Source organism: Streptococcus equinus, assembly GCF_900101445.1.
Classification (GTDB): Bacteria; Bacillota; Bacilli; order Lactobacillales; family Streptococcaceae; genus Streptococcus; species Streptococcus equinus_B.
Genome location: NZ_FNKE01000001.1, coordinates 1,377,721 through 1,397,467 on the forward strand (window position 1 = coordinate 1,377,721; position 19,747 = coordinate 1,397,467).

Here is a 19,747-nt window from a genome sequence, read left to right on the forward strand (position 1 = left end):
ATGATTTCAAGCATTTTAAAGAATAAAAAAGAGCACACACCTACAATCGCTTAGGGCTGCTGGATTCCTCCCCTGACCCGCTTCACGCGCAGATGTTGCTCCGATAGCTATTATATCATATTTTTTTGATTATGCAAATCAGCACTGCTCTTTGGCTTGCTTCTTGGCTGCTTTTTTCTTCTCACGATTTTTTCGGAAAAAGTCCTGCATGATGCCAGCACATTCAGCCTCAAGAGTGCCCGTTTCGACCTCAACACGGTGGTTGAGACGAACATCTGTCAGAATATCGTAAAGACTGCCTGCTCCGCCAAATTTTTGATTAGCAGCTCCATAAATCACTTGTGGAATGCGGGCAAGCCCAATAGCTCCACTGCACATGACACAAGGTTCAATGGTGACAAATAAAGTACTCTCAAGCAAACGCCAATTGCCTTCGTTCTCATTAGCTTCATTGATGGCCATAATTTCAGCATGCAAAATCGCTTTTTGCTCTTCTTCACGCGCATTGTGCCCGCGTCCGATGATTTTGCCATCCTTAACGATGACACAACCAATAGGAATCTCGTCTTTTTCTAATGATTTCTTCGCCTCATTCAGCGCTTCGCGCATGAAATACTCTTTTTCTTCCTGCGTAAATTCAGCCATTAGAGCTCCCCGATTTGCCAAGATTTGTGTGGCTCAGCCAAGTCAACTGGCACGCCGTCAGCAAAACTTTGTGCTTCTTCTTTAAGCACTTGAAGGTGATTTTTAGCATCAATACCTTGTGGTGGCACTGGTGGCGTGTGCGTCAAGACAAGTGATTTCACACCTGCAGCTTTGGCAATCTCTCCTGCTTCTTTCGTTGTCAAATGAGCTGGGTGATTTTCATTTCCTGCATAAAGGTAAACATCTGCCAAAAAGAGATCTGCGCCTGCGGCGAATTTTTCCAATTCAGCAAAATAGCCTGTGTCACCAGTAAAGACTAGCGATTGACCAGTTGCACGTTCGACAATACGAAAGGCATAGCAAGGAACGGGGTGGACCGTTTTGATAAAGGTAATATCAAATGGTCCAATTTTTTCAACGCCAGTGACATCGTAAGCTTTTCCTTCAGAAACGCCTGGTAAAGTCAATTTAGCAAATTCAACTTCGTCTTCGTTGTGACCGTAAATCGGCAAAACTTTTGGTGTCCAAAGGTGTTTTGGATAAAGTTGGAAATAATGACGAAGTACACCAAGATCAGCAATATGATCAGGGTGATAATGTGAAATAATCACCGCATCCAAATCAAGTGGACTGATTTCTTTTTCTAATTCTGTGACGGCACGGCTTCCACAATCCATAAGCAATTGAAAACCATCTTCGCTCGTAACAAGATAAGAGGTTGTTCCGCCATCTTTATAAGGGTATGCTCCCCAGCAACCAAGTGTTGTGAGTTTCATAATAGGCTCCTTCTTTGTTTACTTTACCCATATTATAACAAAAAATGTGTCCTTTTACGCGAGAGCCAATTGTTCTTTGTATTTATAAGCGATAAGACTTGCAAGAATTGCCTTGATGGTATCTCCAGGAATAAAAGCAAGATTTGATAATAATGAGGTCATCAACGGCATGTGCATATAAGCTGACAGGTAAATAGCCCCTAACAAATCAACAAATAAAACCCCACCTACTAAAATCGCAATCACATTTCCAACAAACGATGACGTTTTAAAGCCTTTCAAAATCAAGCTAATTAAAATCGGCACGAAAAACCAAGCGACCACATAGCCAGCCGTCGGACCAGCTAAAACCGCAAAAAATGTACTACCAGAAAATGCTGGAATAAATAGTCCCAGTAGATAAAACAGTAAAATTGACAGACTTCCTTTTTTACCTCCCAACAATACCCCAGCTAGCATGACTCCTAAATTCTGCAAAACAATCGGCACCGGAATAAAGCCAAGCGGAATGGCTGGAATAAAACCTAAAATTACCAAAATGGTAGCCATCATTGCAATGTACAGTAACTCCCTAACGTTTTTCATCATTACTCCTTTAAAAAATAAATTGTCTCATGTAACTGACACTTTGGATTAAAAGCATGGTGACAATAAGCACAAGCTCCTTTTTTATACTCCTCATACGTCAGTAAATGCCTGCAAGAACCACAGATAACCGGCGTATCATCAGCTACCGAGACAGGCTCAAAAAGGTGATTTCGCAACTGATCATGGCACTGATAGCAAGCAAAATACTCTTGGCACTTGCCACACTTGAGAGCGACCACATCACATGCTGTATGGTAGTGCCGACATCTTCCCTCACCATCAAGACCAATTCCATAAATCATTATTATCACCAACCTTTTAACAAAGTTTACTACTTCTCATTATTTTAGTCAACTATATTTTGTGATTAGGTTAACTCTTTTTAAAATACAATCTAAAAGGCAAACAAAAAGCCCGGAACACAATCGTTCCAGACTTTTTTAGTCTATTAGAAATTACGGTCACTCTTATTGTAGCCATAACGCTCAAAGAAATCTTCACGGAATTCCAAAAGATTATCATCCATGATAGCTTGACGAACTTTTTTCATCAAGTTTACAAGGAAGTAAAGGTTATGGTAACTTGTCAAACGAAGACCAAATGTTTCATCAGCTTTAAGAAGATGACGAATATAAGCACGTGTGTAGTTACGACATGTGTAGCAATCACAATCATGATCAAGTGGTGTAAAGTCTTCTGCGTAAGCTGCATTTTTAACAACTAAACGACCTTCACTTGTCATACATGTTCCGTTACGAGCGATACGTGTTGGAAGCACGCAGTCAAACATGTCGACACCGCGGATAACACCATCAATCAAGCTATCTGGTGCCCCAACTCCCATAAGGTAACGTGGTTTGTTTTCTGGCAACATTGGCACTGTGAAGTCAAGCACCGCATTCATTTCTTTGTGTGATTCACCAACAGCAAGTCCACCGATTGAGTAACCTGGGAAATCCATACTTACCAAATCATTAGCTGATTGACGACGAAGGTCTTTGAAACCAGCACCTTGAACGATACCAAAAAGTCCTTGGTCGTGTGGACGACGGTGAGCTTTCAAGCCACGTTCAGCCCAACGACTTGTACGTTCGATTGATTTTTTAACGTAATCGTATGGTTGGTAGAATTGTGGACATTCGTCAAAACTCATCATGATATCTGAACCCAAGTTATTTTGGATTGAGATGGCTTTTTCTGGTGACAAGAACATTTTTTGACCATTGAGGTGGTTTTTAAAGGTAACCCCTTCTTCGGTAATGTTACGTGTCTCAGCCAATGAATACACTTGGAAACCACCACTATCTGTCAAAATAGCTTGGTCCCAATTCATGAATTTGTGAAGACCACCAGCACGGGCGATTAACTCATCACCTGGACGCAACCATAGGTGATAAGTGTTTGATAGGATAATTCCTGAACCCATTTCTTTAAGTTCTTCTGGTGATTGTGTTTTAACCGTTGCTTGTGTTCCAACAGGCATGAACATTGGTGTCGGGAAAGTCCCGTGTGGTGTGATGATTTCACCCAAACGAGCTCCAGTGTGTTTTTCTTTCTTAATTAAACGATATTTAATCGGATAATCTGTCATCTTTTTTCTCCTAGCTACCACAAAAAACAGTTGTGGGCATTTTTAATAATGTCATGATTAGAAATAATCAGACTGAGAAAATCTCGGAAAAGCTTCCTAGATTCTTACAATACATTGCTTAAAAAGCGCAACCTTTACGATTTTACCAGAAATCACCTTTTTTGTCATGTTTACCTCTTTTCGTGTGACTTCTCTAATACAAGGTGCTATAATGAAAGCGTGGAAGTAATTACATTTTAGGAAACTTTTTAAGGAGGTCCATATTATGAAAGCTTCAGAAACTCGTCGCAAAGCTAGAGAATTTTTGAAAACTCTCTCTGGCAAGTATCAATTGTTTATCGTTCCTATCATTTTAGCTATCCTTGCTGTCTCAATCAGTTACAAGGAAACTTATACTTACAATGGTACTGAATTTAGCATTACTGAATCCGTTCCAGGAATCATCAGCATCTTGTTAACATTGTTCCTTGCATCAGCAAGCTATGCTGTTCTTGATGTCATGCGTCATAAAGCCGACCATGTTGAAGTAGGCGACAATATGCGTGTCTTCTCCAATGAACTATTCGGTAAATACGTCATTACCGCTATTGTAAAATGGGTCTACATTTTCTTATGGTCATTGCTTGCATTTGTGGGTATGATTCTTCTTATCGCAGGAGCTACAGCCGCTTCAAGTAACGACAGTAATGTCGGACTATTTCTTGCTTTACTTGGTTTTGTTCTTATGATTGCAGGTTTTGTTCTTTCAATCATCAAACAATACTCATATGCCATGACTACATTTGTTCTTTACGATGCTGTTGCAAACGGTACTTACGATGGTCCTAACAGTGTTATCTCTAAGAGTAAAGAATTGATGAATGGCAACAAATGGCGCTACTTCTGCTTACAATTTAGCTTCATCGGCTGGTATATCTTGACTGGTCTTACATGTGGCTTGCTTCATTTCTACACACTTCCATACACTACAACTGCTACACTTTACTTCTATGAAGATTTGCTAGATAAAGCAGAATAATAAATATTAATAAACGAAAAAATCTCCAGTAATACTGGGGATTTTTTATGATTAAAAAGAGAGCTTGGAAATTTTCCCAAACTCTTTATTTATTATCTTCTCGGTAAGCCATGAAAGGTTCGCCGGCTGCTTTGAGCTTTTCTTGGCATTTTGGACAAATACCGTAGGCTGTCAATTGAACCTTGGTAATCATGTAGCCGGTTTGTTCATAAGCTTCTTTTCCAATATCGATAGCGTCAACATCCATAAAGTCTGCAATATCGCCACAATATTTACAAACAATATTAATGTGCTGGTGACCCATGAAGTCATAGTAGGTTGTTGGGTCGTTAGTCACTTTTAATTCAGCAACAAACCCTTCTTTAACCAAGACTTTCATGTTATTGTAAACCGTCGCCAAGCTCATATTTGGGTGTTCTGGCAAAAGGTCTTTATAAATCTTCTCAGCACTTGGGTGCTCATGGCTATTTATGATATAAGCGATAATGGCTTTACGAGTCTCCGTGATACGAATGTGCTTTCTTTTGAGATGCTCAATGACATTTTCATAGGCATCCAAAGGACGGTGATGGGTATGAATGTCCATTATGGCTCTCCTGTTCTATTTATTAAGGTCATTATAACATAGTTTATCTGTCAGCCATCCTGACATGCTCATTCATTTTATTATAAAAATCTGACGATTTCAAGTTTTCAGAGTAAAAGTTAACTATTTTTCCCAAAGAGACTACTAATCTAGCATTTTTAGCCAATAAAAAATGAGAAAATTCATTTTGAAAGAATCTCCTCATTTTCACTGTTATTTTTAAAAAACTTTTACAAACCTTGGTATTCAATCTTAATGCACTTGTTCATGACGATTTTATCACGTCCAGCAGCTTGTAAAATATCTGCAGCTTCTTGGCTTTCGAGTCCAAGTTGTGCCCAGAAGACATCAGCATCCGTTTCAATGAAATCTTTAGCAACTTCTGGTAGAAATTCACTGCGTCTAAAGATATCGACAATATCAATGTGGACAGGAACATCTTGAAGCGAAGCATAGACAGTTTCACCAAGAACCTTTTGACCAGCAAGGCGAGGATTGACTGGAATAATGGTGTATCCTGCTTCCTGCATAATCTTTGAGACGCCATAAGCTGGGCTATTTTCACGATAAGACAAGCCAACAACTGCAATGGTTTTAGCATTTTTAAGATAAGATGCAATCACATCTTGGCTAGGGTTTTGAAATGATGTCATTTAGCTGCCTCCTTTTATTGGTTTTTTCTTAAGTATAGCAAATCATTGATTTTCTGCCTAGCAAAAAGGAAATGACTGTATCAGTCACTTCCTTTTCATTTTTTTCTATTTTGCTTCGTACCATGTTTGGCCTGCGCTTTCGTCTGCTACTAGTGGGACTGAAAGTTCGATGGCTGATTCCATGGTTTCTTTAACTAATTTTTCGATAGCTTTTAGCTCATCTTTTGGTACTTGAAGGATGATTTCATCGTGTACTTGAAGAAGCATTTTGGTCTTAAATCCGCCCTCAACAAGAGCTTTATCAAGGTTAATCATAGCGATTTTGAGAATATCAGCTGCGCTACCTTGAATTGGTGAGTTGATGGCTGTACGCTCTGCAAATTGACGTACGTTGAAATTGCGAGCATTGATATCTGGCAATTCGCGACGGCGGTGGAAGAGCGTTTCAACATAGCCTTTATCTTTGGCATCACGCACCACGCGCTCCATGTAGTCTTTAATACCTGGGTAGCGTTCGAAGTAAGTCTCGATGTATTGTTTTGCCACTTTACGCGGAATGCCCAGATTATTAGCAAGACCGTAATCAGAAATACCGTAAACAATACCGAAGTTAACAGCTTTGGCATTTCGACGGTCATTTGGTGTCACGTCTTCAGCTTTTTCAATGCCAAAGACACGCATGGCTGTTGACGTGTGAATGTCTGCTCCCTCACGGAAAGCCGCAATCAAATGCTCATCATTTGAAATGTGTGCAAGCACACGCAACTCGATTTGTGAGTAGTCAGAGCTCAAAAGTACTTCGTCTGCTGTCTCAGGGACAAAAGCTTTACGAATCAAGCGACCTTGTTCCAAACGCACTGGAATGTTTTGCAAGTTAGGATCAACACTAGACAAGCGACCTGTTTGTGTCAAATCTTGCAAATAACGCGTGTGGATTTTACCATCTTTCAAAATGAAATCTTGCAAACCAACAATGTAAGTTGATTGAAGTTTGGCGATTTGACGGTATTCCAAAATTTTAGACACGATTGGTGAGATTGGTGCCAAGCGTTCCAAGACATCTACTGCTGTTGAATAGCCTGTCTTAGTCTTCTTAGTGTAACTTGTTGGCAATTGCATCTTGTCAAAAAGCAATTCTCCCAATTGTTTTGGTGAATTAATGTTAAACTCCATGCCAGCAAGGTCATAGATTTCTTGTGTCAACTCATCAATAACAGTTTGGTTGGCTTTTTCCATATCTTGTAGCGTTTCTTTCTTAACCGAAATACCAGCGATTTCCATCTTAGCAAGAACATTTGCAAGAGGTTGTTCCATGTCAAAAAGAAGGCTTGCTTGTTGATGCTCTGTCAACTTATCTAGCATGGCTTTTTCAGAGTGGTTCAAGACCACAATCTTACGAGCCAGGTGGCTAAGAAGCACTGCTTTATCTGGCACCGCGCGTTTAGCCCCTTTACCATAAACAGCTTCATCGCTATCAAGAACATACTCTGTGTAAAGACGAGCAATCGTTGATAATTCATTGTCATCCACGGTTGACAAGAGGTATTTTGCCAAGCGGCTGTCAAATGCTGGCGCAGGCAAATCAATTCCTAAATGACTAAGAAGCACTTTGCTGCGTTTGAAATCATAAGTCTTGATTGGTTTAGATAGCGCTGCTTTGAACAAATCATCCTTAAGCAACTCAAGGTTAGTTGAAGCGTAGATTGCTTTGTCATTTCCCCAAGCAAAACCAATGATGTTTTCAACGTGGTAATTGTCACCTAAGATTTCAAAATAGAAAAATTGGTCATCTGTGAACATGTCATCACTCAAGCTGTCCACTTCAGTGTAGGCAACGTCAAATTTTTCTTGTTTCTTAGTAGCACCAAGATTGTCTTTAAACTGTTTGAAGCCCATTTCATCATAAAATGGCACAAGTTTTTCTAAGTCTGGTCCGCTGTAATTAATATCATCTAAGCCAATCGCAATCGGCGCTGTGATGTTAATTGTCGCCAAGGTCTTAGATAAGAAAGCTTGCTCTTTATCATTAATCAAGTTTTCTTTCATTTTAGATTTCTTCATGCCGTCGATGTTTTCGTAAACACCTTCAAGGCTTCCGTATTCTAAGAGAAGTTTTAGACCTGTTTTTTCACCGACTTTGGTAACGCCAGGGATATTATCTGATTTATCACCCATAAGGGCTTTAAGATCGATGAATTGTTTTGGCGTAATGCCCATTTTTTCCATAAGGTAGGCTGGAGTGAATTCTTCAAACTCAGCCACACCTTTTTTAGAAATTTCAACGGTTGTGTTGTTATCCGCCAATTGGATAAGGTCCTTGTCCCCGCTGACAATGGTTACGTCGTACTCATCTTCATTTTCAGCCAATTTATCCAAGGTTCCGATGATGTCATCAGCTTCATAGTTTTCCAATTCATACCAATTGATACCAAGCGCTGTTAACATTTCGCGGATGTATGGCAATTGCTCACGGAATTCATCTGGTGTTTTGGCACGGCCAGCTTTGTAGTCCTTGTACATTTCTGTACGGAAAGTTGTTTTCCCAGCATCAAAAGCCACCAAGACATGCGTTGGCTGGATTCTTTCTAATAAGTGATTGAGCATGAGGTGAAAACCGTAGATGGCATTAGTGTGCAGACCAGCACGGTTTTTAAAGCGATCAATCTGATTGTAAAGCGCAAAAAAGGCACGATAAGCAACGGATGACCCGTCAATTAATAATAATTTCTTCTTGTTTTCCATGGCTTTATTATACCACATCTTGAGCTAGCTTTAGAAATAGAGACCTCTCATAAACATTGTCCAACTATTAACCCAAATACCACCAGTTAATAATCGATTAGTGACTATAATTTTGACTATAAAACGACAAAAATTTTATGATGTCTGTTTTACTGGAATGCAAATTTCTGTTACAAACTTGTCTGGATTATTTGTAACACCGTAATCAATGAGGGTTATTTCACGAGAAAATCCCACAATTTGCAACTGATGTTTTTTGATGTAAGCTAATAATCTTTTGTAGTGCTCAGGAGCTTCCGTGTGACCACCGTGAAAACGCAAACGTACACACATTGCTTCTGGCAAGATAGACGTTTCACCTGAATAAATATCCTCTTGGTCCAAAAGTAGAAAAATACCATCATAACTTTCTATTTCTGACTCACATAAATGCTCCTTAGAAATTCCCAATCCAATCTTACCAAGAAATACAACAGCTTCTGCATCTGATTGGTCTAACTTTCGAATAGGCTTTTCCATGTCGAGAAAGCCATCAATTTTTAAAGGTTCATCAATCCATACTATGCGACACTCTGGAAGTCGAACTAAGGAAATGCTATCTACAGGCACTGTTTTAGCATCTGATAACCAATTTAAGCGATGGTCAATTTTCTGCTCAATACGCTTTAATTCCCGTTGCTTTTCCATAACAACACTTCTTTGCTGCTGTAATTTTTCCTCGATTAGATTAATATCCTTATTTTGCAAAAAATCCTTAATATCAGAAAGTGGCATATCTAAAGCGCGCAAATAGCGTATAGTATTCAATACTTCAAATTGTTCTGGTCCATAATAGCGATAACCTGAATCAGATGAAATATATTCTGGTGTAAGTAATCCCATTGCCTCATAATGCCGTAAACTACTAACACTGACATGAAACATTTTTGAAACTTCACCTATTGAAAAGATATTTTCCTTATTCATCCTTTTATCTATCCTTCTAAATCATTTTTGGTTGACGACGATACATGATAGTAAATGCAATTAAACAGATAAAAACTGAAAGTAACGATCCTGCCGCAGTTGCTAATCCCATCGGATACAATGTAGCAGGAAACATCGTTGATGTAAAGTAAGCTCCTGGAATACGAACCAAGATAATAGCTAAAATATTATGCAAGAACGATAATTCAGATTTTCCACAGGCACAAAAATAGCCACTAAAACTAAAATGAATACCAGCGAAAATACAATCCCAAATATATCCTCTGAAATACTGAGCTCCTAGATAAACAACTTTCGCTCCATCATTTGTTGTTCTATTTGTAAACAAAGCTATTATTGGCTCTGCCGTAAATTGAACTATGATTGAAACCATAATACCAAAAACAACAGTAATCACAACCGCATATTGTAATATTTTTATAGCACGTTCAGGTTTCTTTGCTCCAATATTCTGAGCACCTAAAGCTGATACCGTTGATAGCATTGACGATGGAATTAAGAATAAAAAGCTCATGACTTTCTCTACAATTCCAACTGCCGCTGAGTCATTCAATCCTCTCAAATTTGCAATAATCGTAATAATGATAAACGCAACCTGGATTAAACCGTTTTGAAAAGCAATAGGAATACCTTTTCGCAGCATTTCTCCAATTGTTAAACGATCAGGTTTAAAATCATCTTTCTTAAGCAAAATGTCCTTACGTCTTAAAATGACTAGCAACGACACGATGACACTAATTGCCTGTGATAATGTTGTTCCAAGAGCTGCTCCAGTAGGACCAAAATGTAAACCACCTATAAAAATATAATCTAAAATAATATTAGCAGCACAAGCTACAGCAATAAAATACATTGGACTTTTACTATCTCCCATCCCACGAAAAATGGAACTAATAATATTATACGCCGTAATAAAAGGAAGCCCAATAAAACAAATCTTCAGGTAGCCCACCATGCCATTTGCCGCTTCTTTGGGTGTAGACATAACAGAAACAATAGGTTGTATAAAATTCAATAAAATAACTGTTAACACAACAGACAGTATTATAAATAGCGTTATGGTATTTCCAATGGCTTTTGTAGCATATTTATGATTTCTACCCCCAATAGCTTGGCCAATAACAACTGTCGTTCCCATAGCTAATCCAACAATCACTACAGTAAACATATACATAACTTGTGAACCATTAGAAACTGCTGTTATACTTCCAACACTTCCAAATTGCCCAATAATAAATAAGTCAGCCATACCATAAAGCATTTGTAAAAAATAAGAAAGTAAATATGGCAGAGCAAATAAAACAACACCTTTTAATACATTGCCCGATGTAAGATTTTTTTCCATTAATATGTTCCCTTTCTACAACTAATGTATTCAGTATAAACTCTACAATAGTTGTAGGGTCAAGATTAGATTGGAATTTCTCCTTAAGCTTACTTTAAGCCACCCCACTTATACTATAGTCATTCCTAAAACTTTCACAACTAGCTTTGCTAGTTTGACGTTCATCTAGAACTCCCAATTTAGATGAATGTATCTTTTTCATAATCTCCTTAAAGTCTAGCTCTGCTAGGCTTTTTGTATTGAAAAAAGCATCCCAATCGTTAGATGGTTTGTCTAACTTTTGGAATGCAGATGATATTTATAAAACATTCAATAAGAGCATTAGAATTGGAATGACAACCATGGTCAAAATGGTCGATTCGGTTACCATGATAGCTGCATAGTCACTATCTGCTCCGTAAAGTTTAGCCACGACAGGCGCATTGGTCATGACGGGCATGGCTGATTGAATAATAAAGACTTCCTTCATCAATTGTGGCATTTGGGTGTGTTTGACAATGATTAACATCAAAAGCGGAGCAATCACGAAACGCCCGACTAAGACCAAGACATTGTCTTTGGTAAACCGCAAACGTGACAGCCCTGCATTAGCCACCGAAATCCCAATAAAAATCATTGACAAAGGAATGGTCAGATTTCCCAAATATTGAAAATCACTCAGCAAGAAAGCTGGGAGTTTGATATTTAAAAGAACCAAAATCACCCCGATGATGAATCCCATAAGTGGTGGTGAGAAGATTTTCTTCAAGGTTCCTCGCAAATCAAGCGTAACTTCTTTGCGACCATCTTTTTGAATCAAATAAGTCCCGATAGTCCAGAAAAATGTCGTGTTACACATGTAATAAACCAAGACATAAGGAATACTTTTATCTCCAAAAAGCGCTTGATTGATAGGAAGCCCCACAAAAATTGTATTGGAATTAAAAAACATAGAAACAAATAAGCCCTGATGTTTTTTATCAATCAAGAATAAATGAGCTACCGCTACAGCAATCGCTAATAAAATCACCATCGAAAGCGCTGGAAAACGCAATTGTGGCAGCATTTCAAGCAACTCTTTTGCCGTAAAACGCCCGACAATAGTTGAAATCATATAGCACGGCAAAGCCACCTGAGTCACTAACCTAGCGATGAGATTCGGCGCTTTTTCGTCAAACCAACCTTTTTTGGTTAGCACATAGCCGACTAATACCATGATAAGAATAATCAGAACACCTGAAAAACTACTCACAAACCTTGCCATTGCTTACTTCCTTTTCATCTTTTAGTTTCAGTATAGCATATTTTTAGCGCTTTCTTAACTACTTTTATGAATATTCCCTAAGTCATCTAAAAAAGCTAGAAAAATAATATTTCTAGCTTTCTTATTCTTGATTAATCATCATTTTCCGAGTCAAACACTTGCTCAACGTGGTCATGAATATCTTCTTTTATTTCTTTTGTTTCAACGACAGATTCTTCACCTAGTTGTTGATATTCTACTTTATCTTTCTTGGTAAATTTCTTGTCATCGTCATATTTTTTAGAAATCAAGGAAATCATGCGGCGACGAAGTTTCTTTTCGTCCTGCACATTGCCTTTTTCACGAATCCAAGCTTGAAGCAAAACAACCAACATAACCAAACCAATGTAACCAAGGATTGGATACATGACAGAAACCAGTTGTTTAAAACCAAGGAAAGACAAGGCATATCCACTCACGACAAAAATAATCATGTAGCGTTTAAACTGACCTTCACCTTTATTTTCAGAAAAGCGTTTAGCTAGAGCGTAGTAAAGACTAAAGGCTGTGTTGAAAATAAGTCCAAATACGACAAGCGAATACGCAAAAGCAAACCAAGGGTGGATTTCATTGGCAAGTACCAACATTGGAATATCTGCAGAAGCAATCTTCCCAACATTGACAAACAAGACAAGTGATGTAACCGCGATAATCAGACCGACAATCGCACCACCAAGGGTTCCACCTTTTTCAGCAACGCCAATGCGAATAATTGACCCACCAAGGACAAAGGCCATTGATACCCCGGTCATCACACAAATGGCGAAGTAATTAAGAACAGACACCCAAATATTGGGCATATTTGTCGGCAAAGTCTTAGCCACTGTATTTAACTGTTCAAAGTCAAAAGAATGTCCAATCAGACTATGACCAGCAATAATCAATACCATGATAATAACAATCGGCGTAAAAATCCCAATAATCTGAGTAATTTTCTCAAAATCAAGGAAACTTACAAAAATCACAAGGAGAACACAGATTAAAGCTCCTAACCAAGTAGGCAAACCAAATTGTTGATTAAGGTTGGAACCCGCTCCAGCAATCATAACAAAGCCAATGACATAACAAGAAATAATCAAAGCAATGTCTAACACACGATTGGTAAAAGGATGGGCAATCTTTGAAAGTACCTCTGAGTGGTCATTCGAACGATAGTAACTTCCTAATGTCACGATAATACGTCCAAAGATAGCATTCAGAATCCCTAAAACAAAAACGCCAATCATTCCCCAGATACCAAATCCGACAAAATATTGCATCAAATCCTGTCCCGAAGAAAGTCCAGCACCAACAATAATTCCAACATAAGCCAGTGCAATTGATAAAATTCGTTTAACCATTTTTCCTCCTTTTTAAATCAGGCAACATTAATAGGTTAACAAAAACAGATTAAGACAAAATGACGATTGTAATCTCAGCATGACATTTGTTAAATTTCTGTGAAAATTTTCACGTTGTTTACAACTCTTTTTCAAGCAAATGCCATTTTAAAAACAAGGGTATTTCTTACCCTCATTTTAACACAAAACCCCGCCAGAAAGCTTCTGGCAGGGTTTCTTTATCTAAATATTTTTTCAGCTTAATTAAATATTTGCCCAAACTGATTCAAGGATGTTAGTTTGATCGCGATCTGGTCCAACTGAGAATGTTGAGATGCGAACACCAACGAGTTCACCAACACGGCGAACGTAGTTACGAGCATTTTCTGGAAGTTCATCTAGGCTACGGCAACCTGTGATGTCTTCTGACCAACCTGGCAATTCTTCATAGATTGGTTTACAACGTTTCAATTGTTCAAGACTTGCTGGGTAGTGGTCGATACGTTGACCGTCAAGGTCGTATGCCACACAGATTTTAACAGTATCAAGTCCTGAAAGAACGTCGATTGAGTTAAGTGACAAGTTTGTGATACCTGATACGCGGCGGCTGTGACGCATAACAACTGAGTCAAACCAACCAACACGACGTGGACGTCCAGTTGTTGTACCATATTCGTGACCGATTTCACGGATACGATCTCCAACTTCATCTAGAAGTTCTGTTGGGAATGGACCGTCACCAACACGGCTTGTGTAAGCTTTACATACACCGACAACTTTGTTGATCTTGCTTGGACCAACACCTGAACCGATTGTTACCCCACCAGCAACTGGGTTTGAAGAAGTAACAAATGGGTAAGTTCCTTGGTCGATATCAAGCATGACACCTTGTGCACCTTCGAAAAGAACACGTTTACCAGCGTCAAGAGCGTCGTTCAAGATAACTGATGTATCTGTAACGTAATCTTTGATTTGTTGACCATATTCATAATATTCTTCAAAGATATCTTCAAATTTGATTGGTTCGCATTCGTACATTTTTTCGAAAAGACGATTCTTTTCTTCCAAGTTCACGCGCAAACGTTCTGCAAAGATGTCTTTGTCCAAAAGGTCAGCAATTCGGATACCAACACGCGCTGCTTTATCCATGTAAGCAGGGCCGATACCTTTGTTTGTTGTCCCAATTTTGTTATCACCTTTAGAAGATTCTTGCAAACGGTCAAGTTTGATGTGATATGGCAAAATAACGTGTGCACGGTCTGAAATACGAAGGCTGTCTGTCTTAATACCTTCATCGTGCAAGTATTTCAATTCAGTTACCAATGATTTTGGATTAACAACTACACCATTTCCGATAACTGAGATTTTCTCTGGGAAGAAAATACCTGATGGAATCAAATGCAATTTGAATTTTTTACCATCGATAACGATAGTGTGTCCTGCATTGTCTCCACCTTGATAACGTGCAATCACTTCAGCATCTTGTGACAAGAAGTCAGTGATTTTACCTTTACCTTCATCACCCCATTGGGTACCAACAACTACTACTGATGTCATATTCTGTTCGATATTGATACGAAATCACCTAGCGAGCAAATAAAAACGATACTAACTTATCCAGCCTGTCGTCTCCATCTCCAAGCTAAAATTCGTATCTTCGTCCTTTCTCTACAACTTGGCAGGAATCTCACCTGCGAGTTTGTCTTACAATTTATTATATGACTTTTCTGTGTTTTTTTCAATATTTGACGTTGAAATTTTATTTTTTCCGAACTTTTTTTGAAAAAAAGGCTTTTTTTCGCAGATTTTCTCTCATAGTTAAAATATTCAAATAATTTTCAAGAAAATACTACTTTTTACATAGTAAATCTTTGCATTTTCAGACGCTTTTCCATAGAATAAATTTACATCAAAATGTACACCGTTTACATCATATAAATCATCATATTTAGAGTAGCGAGGAATTACCATGTCACTTAATGGTTTACTAGAAAAATCACCAGCGACTTTGCCTATTCTTCAAGCAACTTTTGGATTGGAAAGAGAAAGTCTTCGGATTGGGAAAGACCACCGTATCGCACAAACTGACCACCCTGCTTGCCTTGGCAGTCGCTCCTTTCACCCTTACATTCAGACGGACTACAGCGAAGCACAGCTAGAACTTATCACGCCTATCGCTCACTCCACAAAAGATGCTCTCCGTTTCTTGGGAGCACTGACTGATGTTGCTGGCCGTTCCATCGATAAGTCTGAATACCTCTGGCCTTTGTCAATGCCACCCAAACTATGTGAAACAGACATTCACATTGCTAAGCTAGAAGACGACTACGAGCGCCATTACAGAAAGCACTTGGCTGATATTTATGGAAAAACATTGCAATCAATGTCTGGCATTCACTTCAACATGGAGCTTGGAAAAGATTTGGTCGCAAGCCTTTTTAAAGAAAGCGGCTATCAGTCTATCATTGATTTTAAGAATGACATTCACCTTAAATTAGCTCAGAATTTCCTACGTTTTCGTTGGCTTTTGACTTATCTGTACGGTGCTTCGCCAATAGCTGAAGAAGGCTTTTTAAGTGAACCTTTAGCCAAGCCCGTTCGCTCCATCCGAAATAGTCACTTGGGCTATGTTAATCACAAAGACATTCAGGTGTCTTACGAAAGCTTGGAAAAATACATTTCCGATATTGAGGCTTACGTCGCTTCTGGCAAGTTGATTGCTGAAAAAGAATTTTACTCTGCGGTTCGACTTCGTGGCAGCAAGCAAAACCGTGATTATCTCAAAAAGGGCGTCACTTATTTAGAATTACGTTCTTTTGATTTAAATCCATTTGACCACCGAGGCATTGACCAAGAAACCCTTGATACTGTCCATCTTTTCATCTTGGCGCTTCTCTGGCTTGATAGTAGCTCTGCTATTGACCAAAATATCAAAGCAGCAAATACTCTTAATGACAAGATTGCTCTTAGCCATCCTTTGACCCCATTACCTGATGAGGCTCCTGTAAGAGAAATCTTAACGGCTATGCAAGCTGTGATTGACCACTTCCATTTACCTGATTATTATCAAGACCTTCTCGATAAAGTAAGCAATTGCTTGGAAAATCCTGAATTGACTATCGCAGGGCGCATGCTAGAAAACATCCATAACTTGTCACTGGAAGAGTTTGGACGCCAAAAAGGACAAGCTTATCACAATTATGCTTGGCAAGCTCCTTATGCTCTCAAAGGCTATGAAAATATGGAGCTGTCAACTCAGATGCTGATGTTTGAAGCCATTCAAAAAGGACTTCATTTAGAAATCCTCGATGAAAATGACCAATTCATCAAACTCTGGCACGGTGACCACATCGAATACGTCAAAAATGCCAATATGACCGCAAAAGACAGCTACATCACACCGCTTATTATGGAAAATAAAGTGGTGACTAAAAAGCTGCTTTCGCGAGCTGGTTTCCCAGTTCCTGCGGGGCAAGAATTTAGCGATAAAGATAGCGCGCTCCGCTATTTCACCCAAATCAAAGACCAAGCCATCGTCGTCAAACCAAAATCGACAAACTTTGGCCTAGGCATTTCTATTTTCAAAGAACCTGCAGACTTAACCGCCTACCAGAAAGCCTTAGATATCGCTTTTTCTGAAGATGATACCGTCTTGGTTGAGAATTTTATTGCGGGGACTGAATACCGCTTCTTCGTTCTAGACGGTAAGTGTGAGGCGATTGTCCTGCGCGTGGCCGCAAATGTCGTCGGCGATGGCAAGCATACCATTGCTGAGCTGGTTGAACTCAAAAATCAGAATCCTCTTCGAGGGCGTGACCACCGCTCGCCGCTTGAAATCATTAATCTCGGTGACGTCGAATGCCTAATGTTGCAACAACAAGGCTACACACCTGATGACATTCTTGCTAAAGGTGTGAAAGTTGATTTGCGTCGCAACTCTAATATCTCAACAGGTGGTGACTCCATTGACGTGACGGATATCATGCCAGACGGCTATAAAGAATTGGCTGCGCAAATGGCTAGCGCTGTTGGTGCTTGGGTCTGTGGTGTTGACTTGATTATCCCAGACAAGACCTTACCAGCCAGCAAAGAAAATCCCAACTGCTCTTGTATCGAATTAAACTTTAACCCAGCCATTTACCTACATACCTACTGCCACGAAGGACCAGGCCAACCCCTTGCTCCAAAAATCATCGCTAAACTATTTCCTGAGATTTAAAGATACCTAAAAAGCGAGGTCAGCTCGCTTTTTTGATTGTCCAAATTAAGCATGAGATGATTACGCTTTACAGCTCACAATACTAGCCCATCAATTTTGCTTTGTGTTATAATATTCTTATGGATAAACTTATAAAATCAATTTCAAAATCTGGTTCTTTCCGTGCTTATGTGCTTGATAGCACTGAGACTGTAAGAACTGCTCAAGAAAAACATCAAACACTTTCTAGCTCTACAGTTGCTCTAGGTAGAACGCTTATCGCCAATCAAATCCTAGCTGCCAATCAGAAAGGAGACAGCAAAGTAACCGTCAAAGTCATTGGTGATAGCTCACTTGGTCACATTATTTCTGTGGCTGATACTAAAGGACACGTTAAAGGCTACATCCAAAATACTGGCGTTGATGTTAAGAAAACTGCTACTGGTGAAGTCATGGTCGGCCCATTCATGGGTAACGGTCAATTCGTTGTTATTACCGATTACGGTACTGGTAACCCATACACATCATCAACACCACTTGTCTCAGGTGAAATCGGTGAAGATTTGGCCTTTTATTTGACTGAATCTGAACAAACACCTTCTGCCGTTGGACTTAATGTCCTTCTTGACGACGAAGACAAAGTCGAAGTTGCTGGTGGCTTTATGTTGCAAGTTCTTCCAGGTGCATCTGAAGAAGAAATCAACCGCTACGAAAAACGTATCCAAGAAATGCCTGCCATTTCAAAACTTTTGGAATCTGACGACCACATTGAAGCTCTTCTAAAAGCTATCTATGGCGAAGACGAATACAAAGTTCTTGCTGAAGATGAAATTGGCTTTAACTGTGACTGCTCACGTGAACGTTTCGAAGCTGCCCTTGTCACTCTTGGCAAAGATGAATTAAAAGCCATGAAAGACGAAGATCACGGTGCTGAAATCACTTGCCAATTCTGCGGTAAAACATACAACTTTACCGAAGATGATTTGGAGGGCTTGATTAATGACTAATCTCAGCTCATCTTTCATGATTGGTGACGTTGAAATCCCTCACCGCACGGTTCTAGCACCCATGGCAGGGGTGACAAACTCTGCTTTTCGTACTATTGCCAAAGAATTTGGAGCTGGCTTAGTCGTTATGGAGATGATTTCTGAAAAGGGACTTCTCTATAACAACGAAAAAACCCTGCACATGCTACACATTGATGAAACTGAACATCCGATGTCTATCCAACTTTTTGGTGGTGACGCAGATGGTCTCAAACGCGCAGCTGAATATATTCAAGAAAATACAAAAGCTGACATCGTTGACATCAATATGGGCTGTCCCGTTAACAAAGTCGTTAAAAATGAAGCGGGTGCTAAATGGTTGAAAGACCCTGATAAGATTTATCACATTATCGATGAGGTCACTTCTGTTCTTGACATTCCGCTTACTGTAAAAATGCGTACTGGATGGTCAGATAACGAACTAGCTGTTGAAAACGCGCTTGCCGCTGAATCAGCTGGTGTCTCTGCCCTTGCTATGCATGGACGCACGCGCGAACAAATGTACACTGGTAAATGTGACCTTGAAACACTTGCTCGCGTTTCAAAAGCCATCACTAAAATTCCATTTATCGGAAATGGTGACGTGCGCAGCGTTCACGACGCTAAATACATGATTGAAGAAATCGGTGTAGATGCTGTTATGGTTGGACGCGCAGCCATGAACAACCCATACATCTTCACCCAAATCAATCATTATTTTGAAACAGGTGAAGAATTACCAGACCTTCCATTTGTCAAAAAATTGGACATCGCCGAAGACCACCTTAAACGTCTCATCGACCTCAAGGGTGAAAAAATTGCTGTCCGTGAATTCCGTGGCTTAGCTCCACATTACCTTCGTGGTACTGCTGGCGCTGCTAAAATCCGCGGAGCTGTTTCACGCGCAGAAACTATCGACGAAGTCAAAGAAATTTTCAACAGCTTACGATGATATAGAAACTCCCCGATAACAAAAGTTATTCGGGGAGTTA

The 19,747-nt window shown here is 39.4% G+C and carries 17 protein-coding genes and 1 other RNA gene; 4 read left to right on the plus strand and 14 right to left on the minus strand.

Features of this window, described 5'->3' with window-relative positions:
* Positions 1-14 precede the first annotated feature (14 nt).
* The 6 genes from ffs to tgt all read right to left on the minus strand — a co-directional run bounded on the left by ffs (position 15) and on the right by tgt (position 3,600).
* An RNA gene (gene ffs / locus BLR83_RS06880) (signal recognition particle sRNA small type) lies at positions 15-112 on the minus strand.
* Positions 113-138: 26 nt separating this feature from the next.
* Positions 139-645, minus strand: coding sequence for a tRNA adenosine(34) deaminase TadA (tadA, locus tag BLR83_RS06885; protein WP_074560979.1), 507 nt, complete (start codon positions 643-645; stop codon positions 139-141).
* Positions 645-1,421: an MBL fold metallo-hydrolase gene (locus BLR83_RS06890; protein WP_074560980.1), complete on the minus strand. Its 777-nt coding sequence runs from the start codon at positions 1,419-1,421 to the stop codon at positions 645-647. Before BLR83_RS06890 ends, tadA begins: the two co-directional genes overlap by 1 nt.
* Before the next feature lie 54 nt (positions 1,422-1,475).
* Positions 1,476-2,006 (minus strand): biotin transporter BioY, encoded by a 531-nt coding sequence (locus tag BLR83_RS06895; protein ID WP_074560981.1) that lies wholly within the window; start codon positions 2,004-2,006, stop codon positions 1,476-1,478.
* A 2-nt stretch (positions 2,007-2,008) separates the two neighbouring features.
* Positions 2,009-2,311 (minus strand): CHY zinc finger protein, encoded by a 303-nt coding sequence (locus BLR83_RS06900; RefSeq protein WP_419177387.1) that lies wholly within the window; start codon positions 2,309-2,311, stop codon positions 2,009-2,011.
* 146 nt (positions 2,312-2,457) lie between these two features.
* Positions 2,458-3,600: a tRNA guanosine(34) transglycosylase Tgt gene (tgt, locus tag BLR83_RS06905; protein ID WP_074482369.1), complete on the minus strand. Its 1,143-nt coding sequence runs from the start codon at positions 3,598-3,600 to the stop codon at positions 2,458-2,460.
* A gap of 265 nt (positions 3,601-3,865) precedes the next feature.
* On the opposite strand from tgt, the gene BLR83_RS06910 reads away from it, so the two are divergent.
* Positions 3,866-4,618, plus strand: a complete 753-nt coding sequence (locus BLR83_RS06910; RefSeq protein ID WP_074560982.1) for a DUF975 family protein — start codon at positions 3,866-3,868, stop codon at positions 4,616-4,618.
* A gap of 85 nt (positions 4,619-4,703) precedes the next feature.
* Here BLR83_RS06910 and perR read toward each other — a convergent pair whose 3' ends face one another.
* The 8 genes from perR to BLR83_RS06950 form a co-directional block, all read right to left on the minus strand.
* On the minus strand, positions 4,704-5,204 hold the full coding sequence (gene perR, locus BLR83_RS06915) for a peroxide-responsive transcriptional repressor PerR (protein WP_039696162.1): 501 nt from the start codon (positions 5,202-5,204) through the stop codon (positions 4,704-4,706).
* Between the two features lie 230 nt (positions 5,205-5,434).
* Complete coding sequence (locus BLR83_RS06920) at positions 5,435-5,857, minus strand: CoA-binding protein (RefSeq protein ID WP_074560983.1); 423 nt, start codon at positions 5,855-5,857, stop codon at positions 5,435-5,437.
* Between the two features lie 105 nt (positions 5,858-5,962).
* Positions 5,963-8,599 carry a DNA polymerase I gene (polA, locus tag BLR83_RS06925; protein ID WP_074561116.1) on the minus strand — a complete coding sequence of 879 codons (2,637 nt, stop codon included), beginning with the start codon at positions 8,597-8,599 and terminating at the stop codon, positions 5,963-5,965.
* A gap of 135 nt (positions 8,600-8,734) precedes the next feature.
* A complete protein-coding gene (locus BLR83_RS06930; protein ID WP_074560984.1) occupies positions 8,735-9,565 on the minus strand; it encodes a MerR family transcriptional regulator in 831 nt (276 codons plus the stop codon).
* A 16-nt stretch (positions 9,566-9,581) separates the two neighbouring features.
* Positions 9,582-10,931, minus strand: coding sequence for an MATE family efflux transporter (locus BLR83_RS06935; RefSeq protein WP_074560985.1), 1,350 nt, complete (start codon positions 10,929-10,931; stop codon positions 9,582-9,584).
* A gap of 298 nt (positions 10,932-11,229) precedes the next feature.
* Positions 11,230-12,174, minus strand: coding sequence for an AEC family transporter (locus tag BLR83_RS06940; RefSeq protein WP_074560986.1), 945 nt, complete (start codon positions 12,172-12,174; stop codon positions 11,230-11,232).
* A 131-nt stretch (positions 12,175-12,305) separates the two neighbouring features.
* A complete protein-coding gene (locus BLR83_RS06945) occupies positions 12,306-13,553 on the minus strand; it encodes a YkvI family membrane protein (RefSeq protein ID WP_074560987.1) in 1,248 nt (415 codons plus the stop codon).
* A 243-nt stretch (positions 13,554-13,796) separates the two neighbouring features.
* Positions 13,797-15,089 carry an adenylosuccinate synthase gene (locus BLR83_RS06950; protein ID WP_074560988.1) on the minus strand — a complete coding sequence of 431 codons (1,293 nt, stop codon included), beginning with the start codon at positions 15,087-15,089 and terminating at the stop codon, positions 13,797-13,799.
* 412 nt (positions 15,090-15,501) lie between these two features.
* Between BLR83_RS06950 and gshAB the strand changes: the two genes are divergently transcribed.
* From gshAB to dusB, 3 genes are all read left to right on the plus strand, one after another.
* A complete protein-coding gene (gene gshAB, locus BLR83_RS06955) occupies positions 15,502-17,751 on the plus strand; it encodes a bifunctional glutamate--cysteine ligase GshA/glutathione synthetase GshB (protein ID WP_074560989.1) in 2,250 nt (749 codons plus the stop codon).
* A 119-nt stretch (positions 17,752-17,870) separates the two neighbouring features.
* Positions 17,871-18,737 (plus strand): Hsp33 family molecular chaperone HslO, encoded by an 867-nt coding sequence (gene hslO / locus BLR83_RS06960; protein WP_039696155.1) that lies wholly within the window; start codon positions 17,871-17,873, stop codon positions 18,735-18,737.
* Positions 18,730-19,707: a tRNA dihydrouridine synthase DusB gene (dusB, locus tag BLR83_RS06965; protein WP_039696154.1), complete on the plus strand. Its 978-nt coding sequence runs from the start codon at positions 18,730-18,732 to the stop codon at positions 19,705-19,707. The genes hslO and dusB overlap by 8 nt, the downstream gene beginning before the upstream one ends.
* The last annotated feature ends 40 nt before the right edge of the window (positions 19,708-19,747 follow it).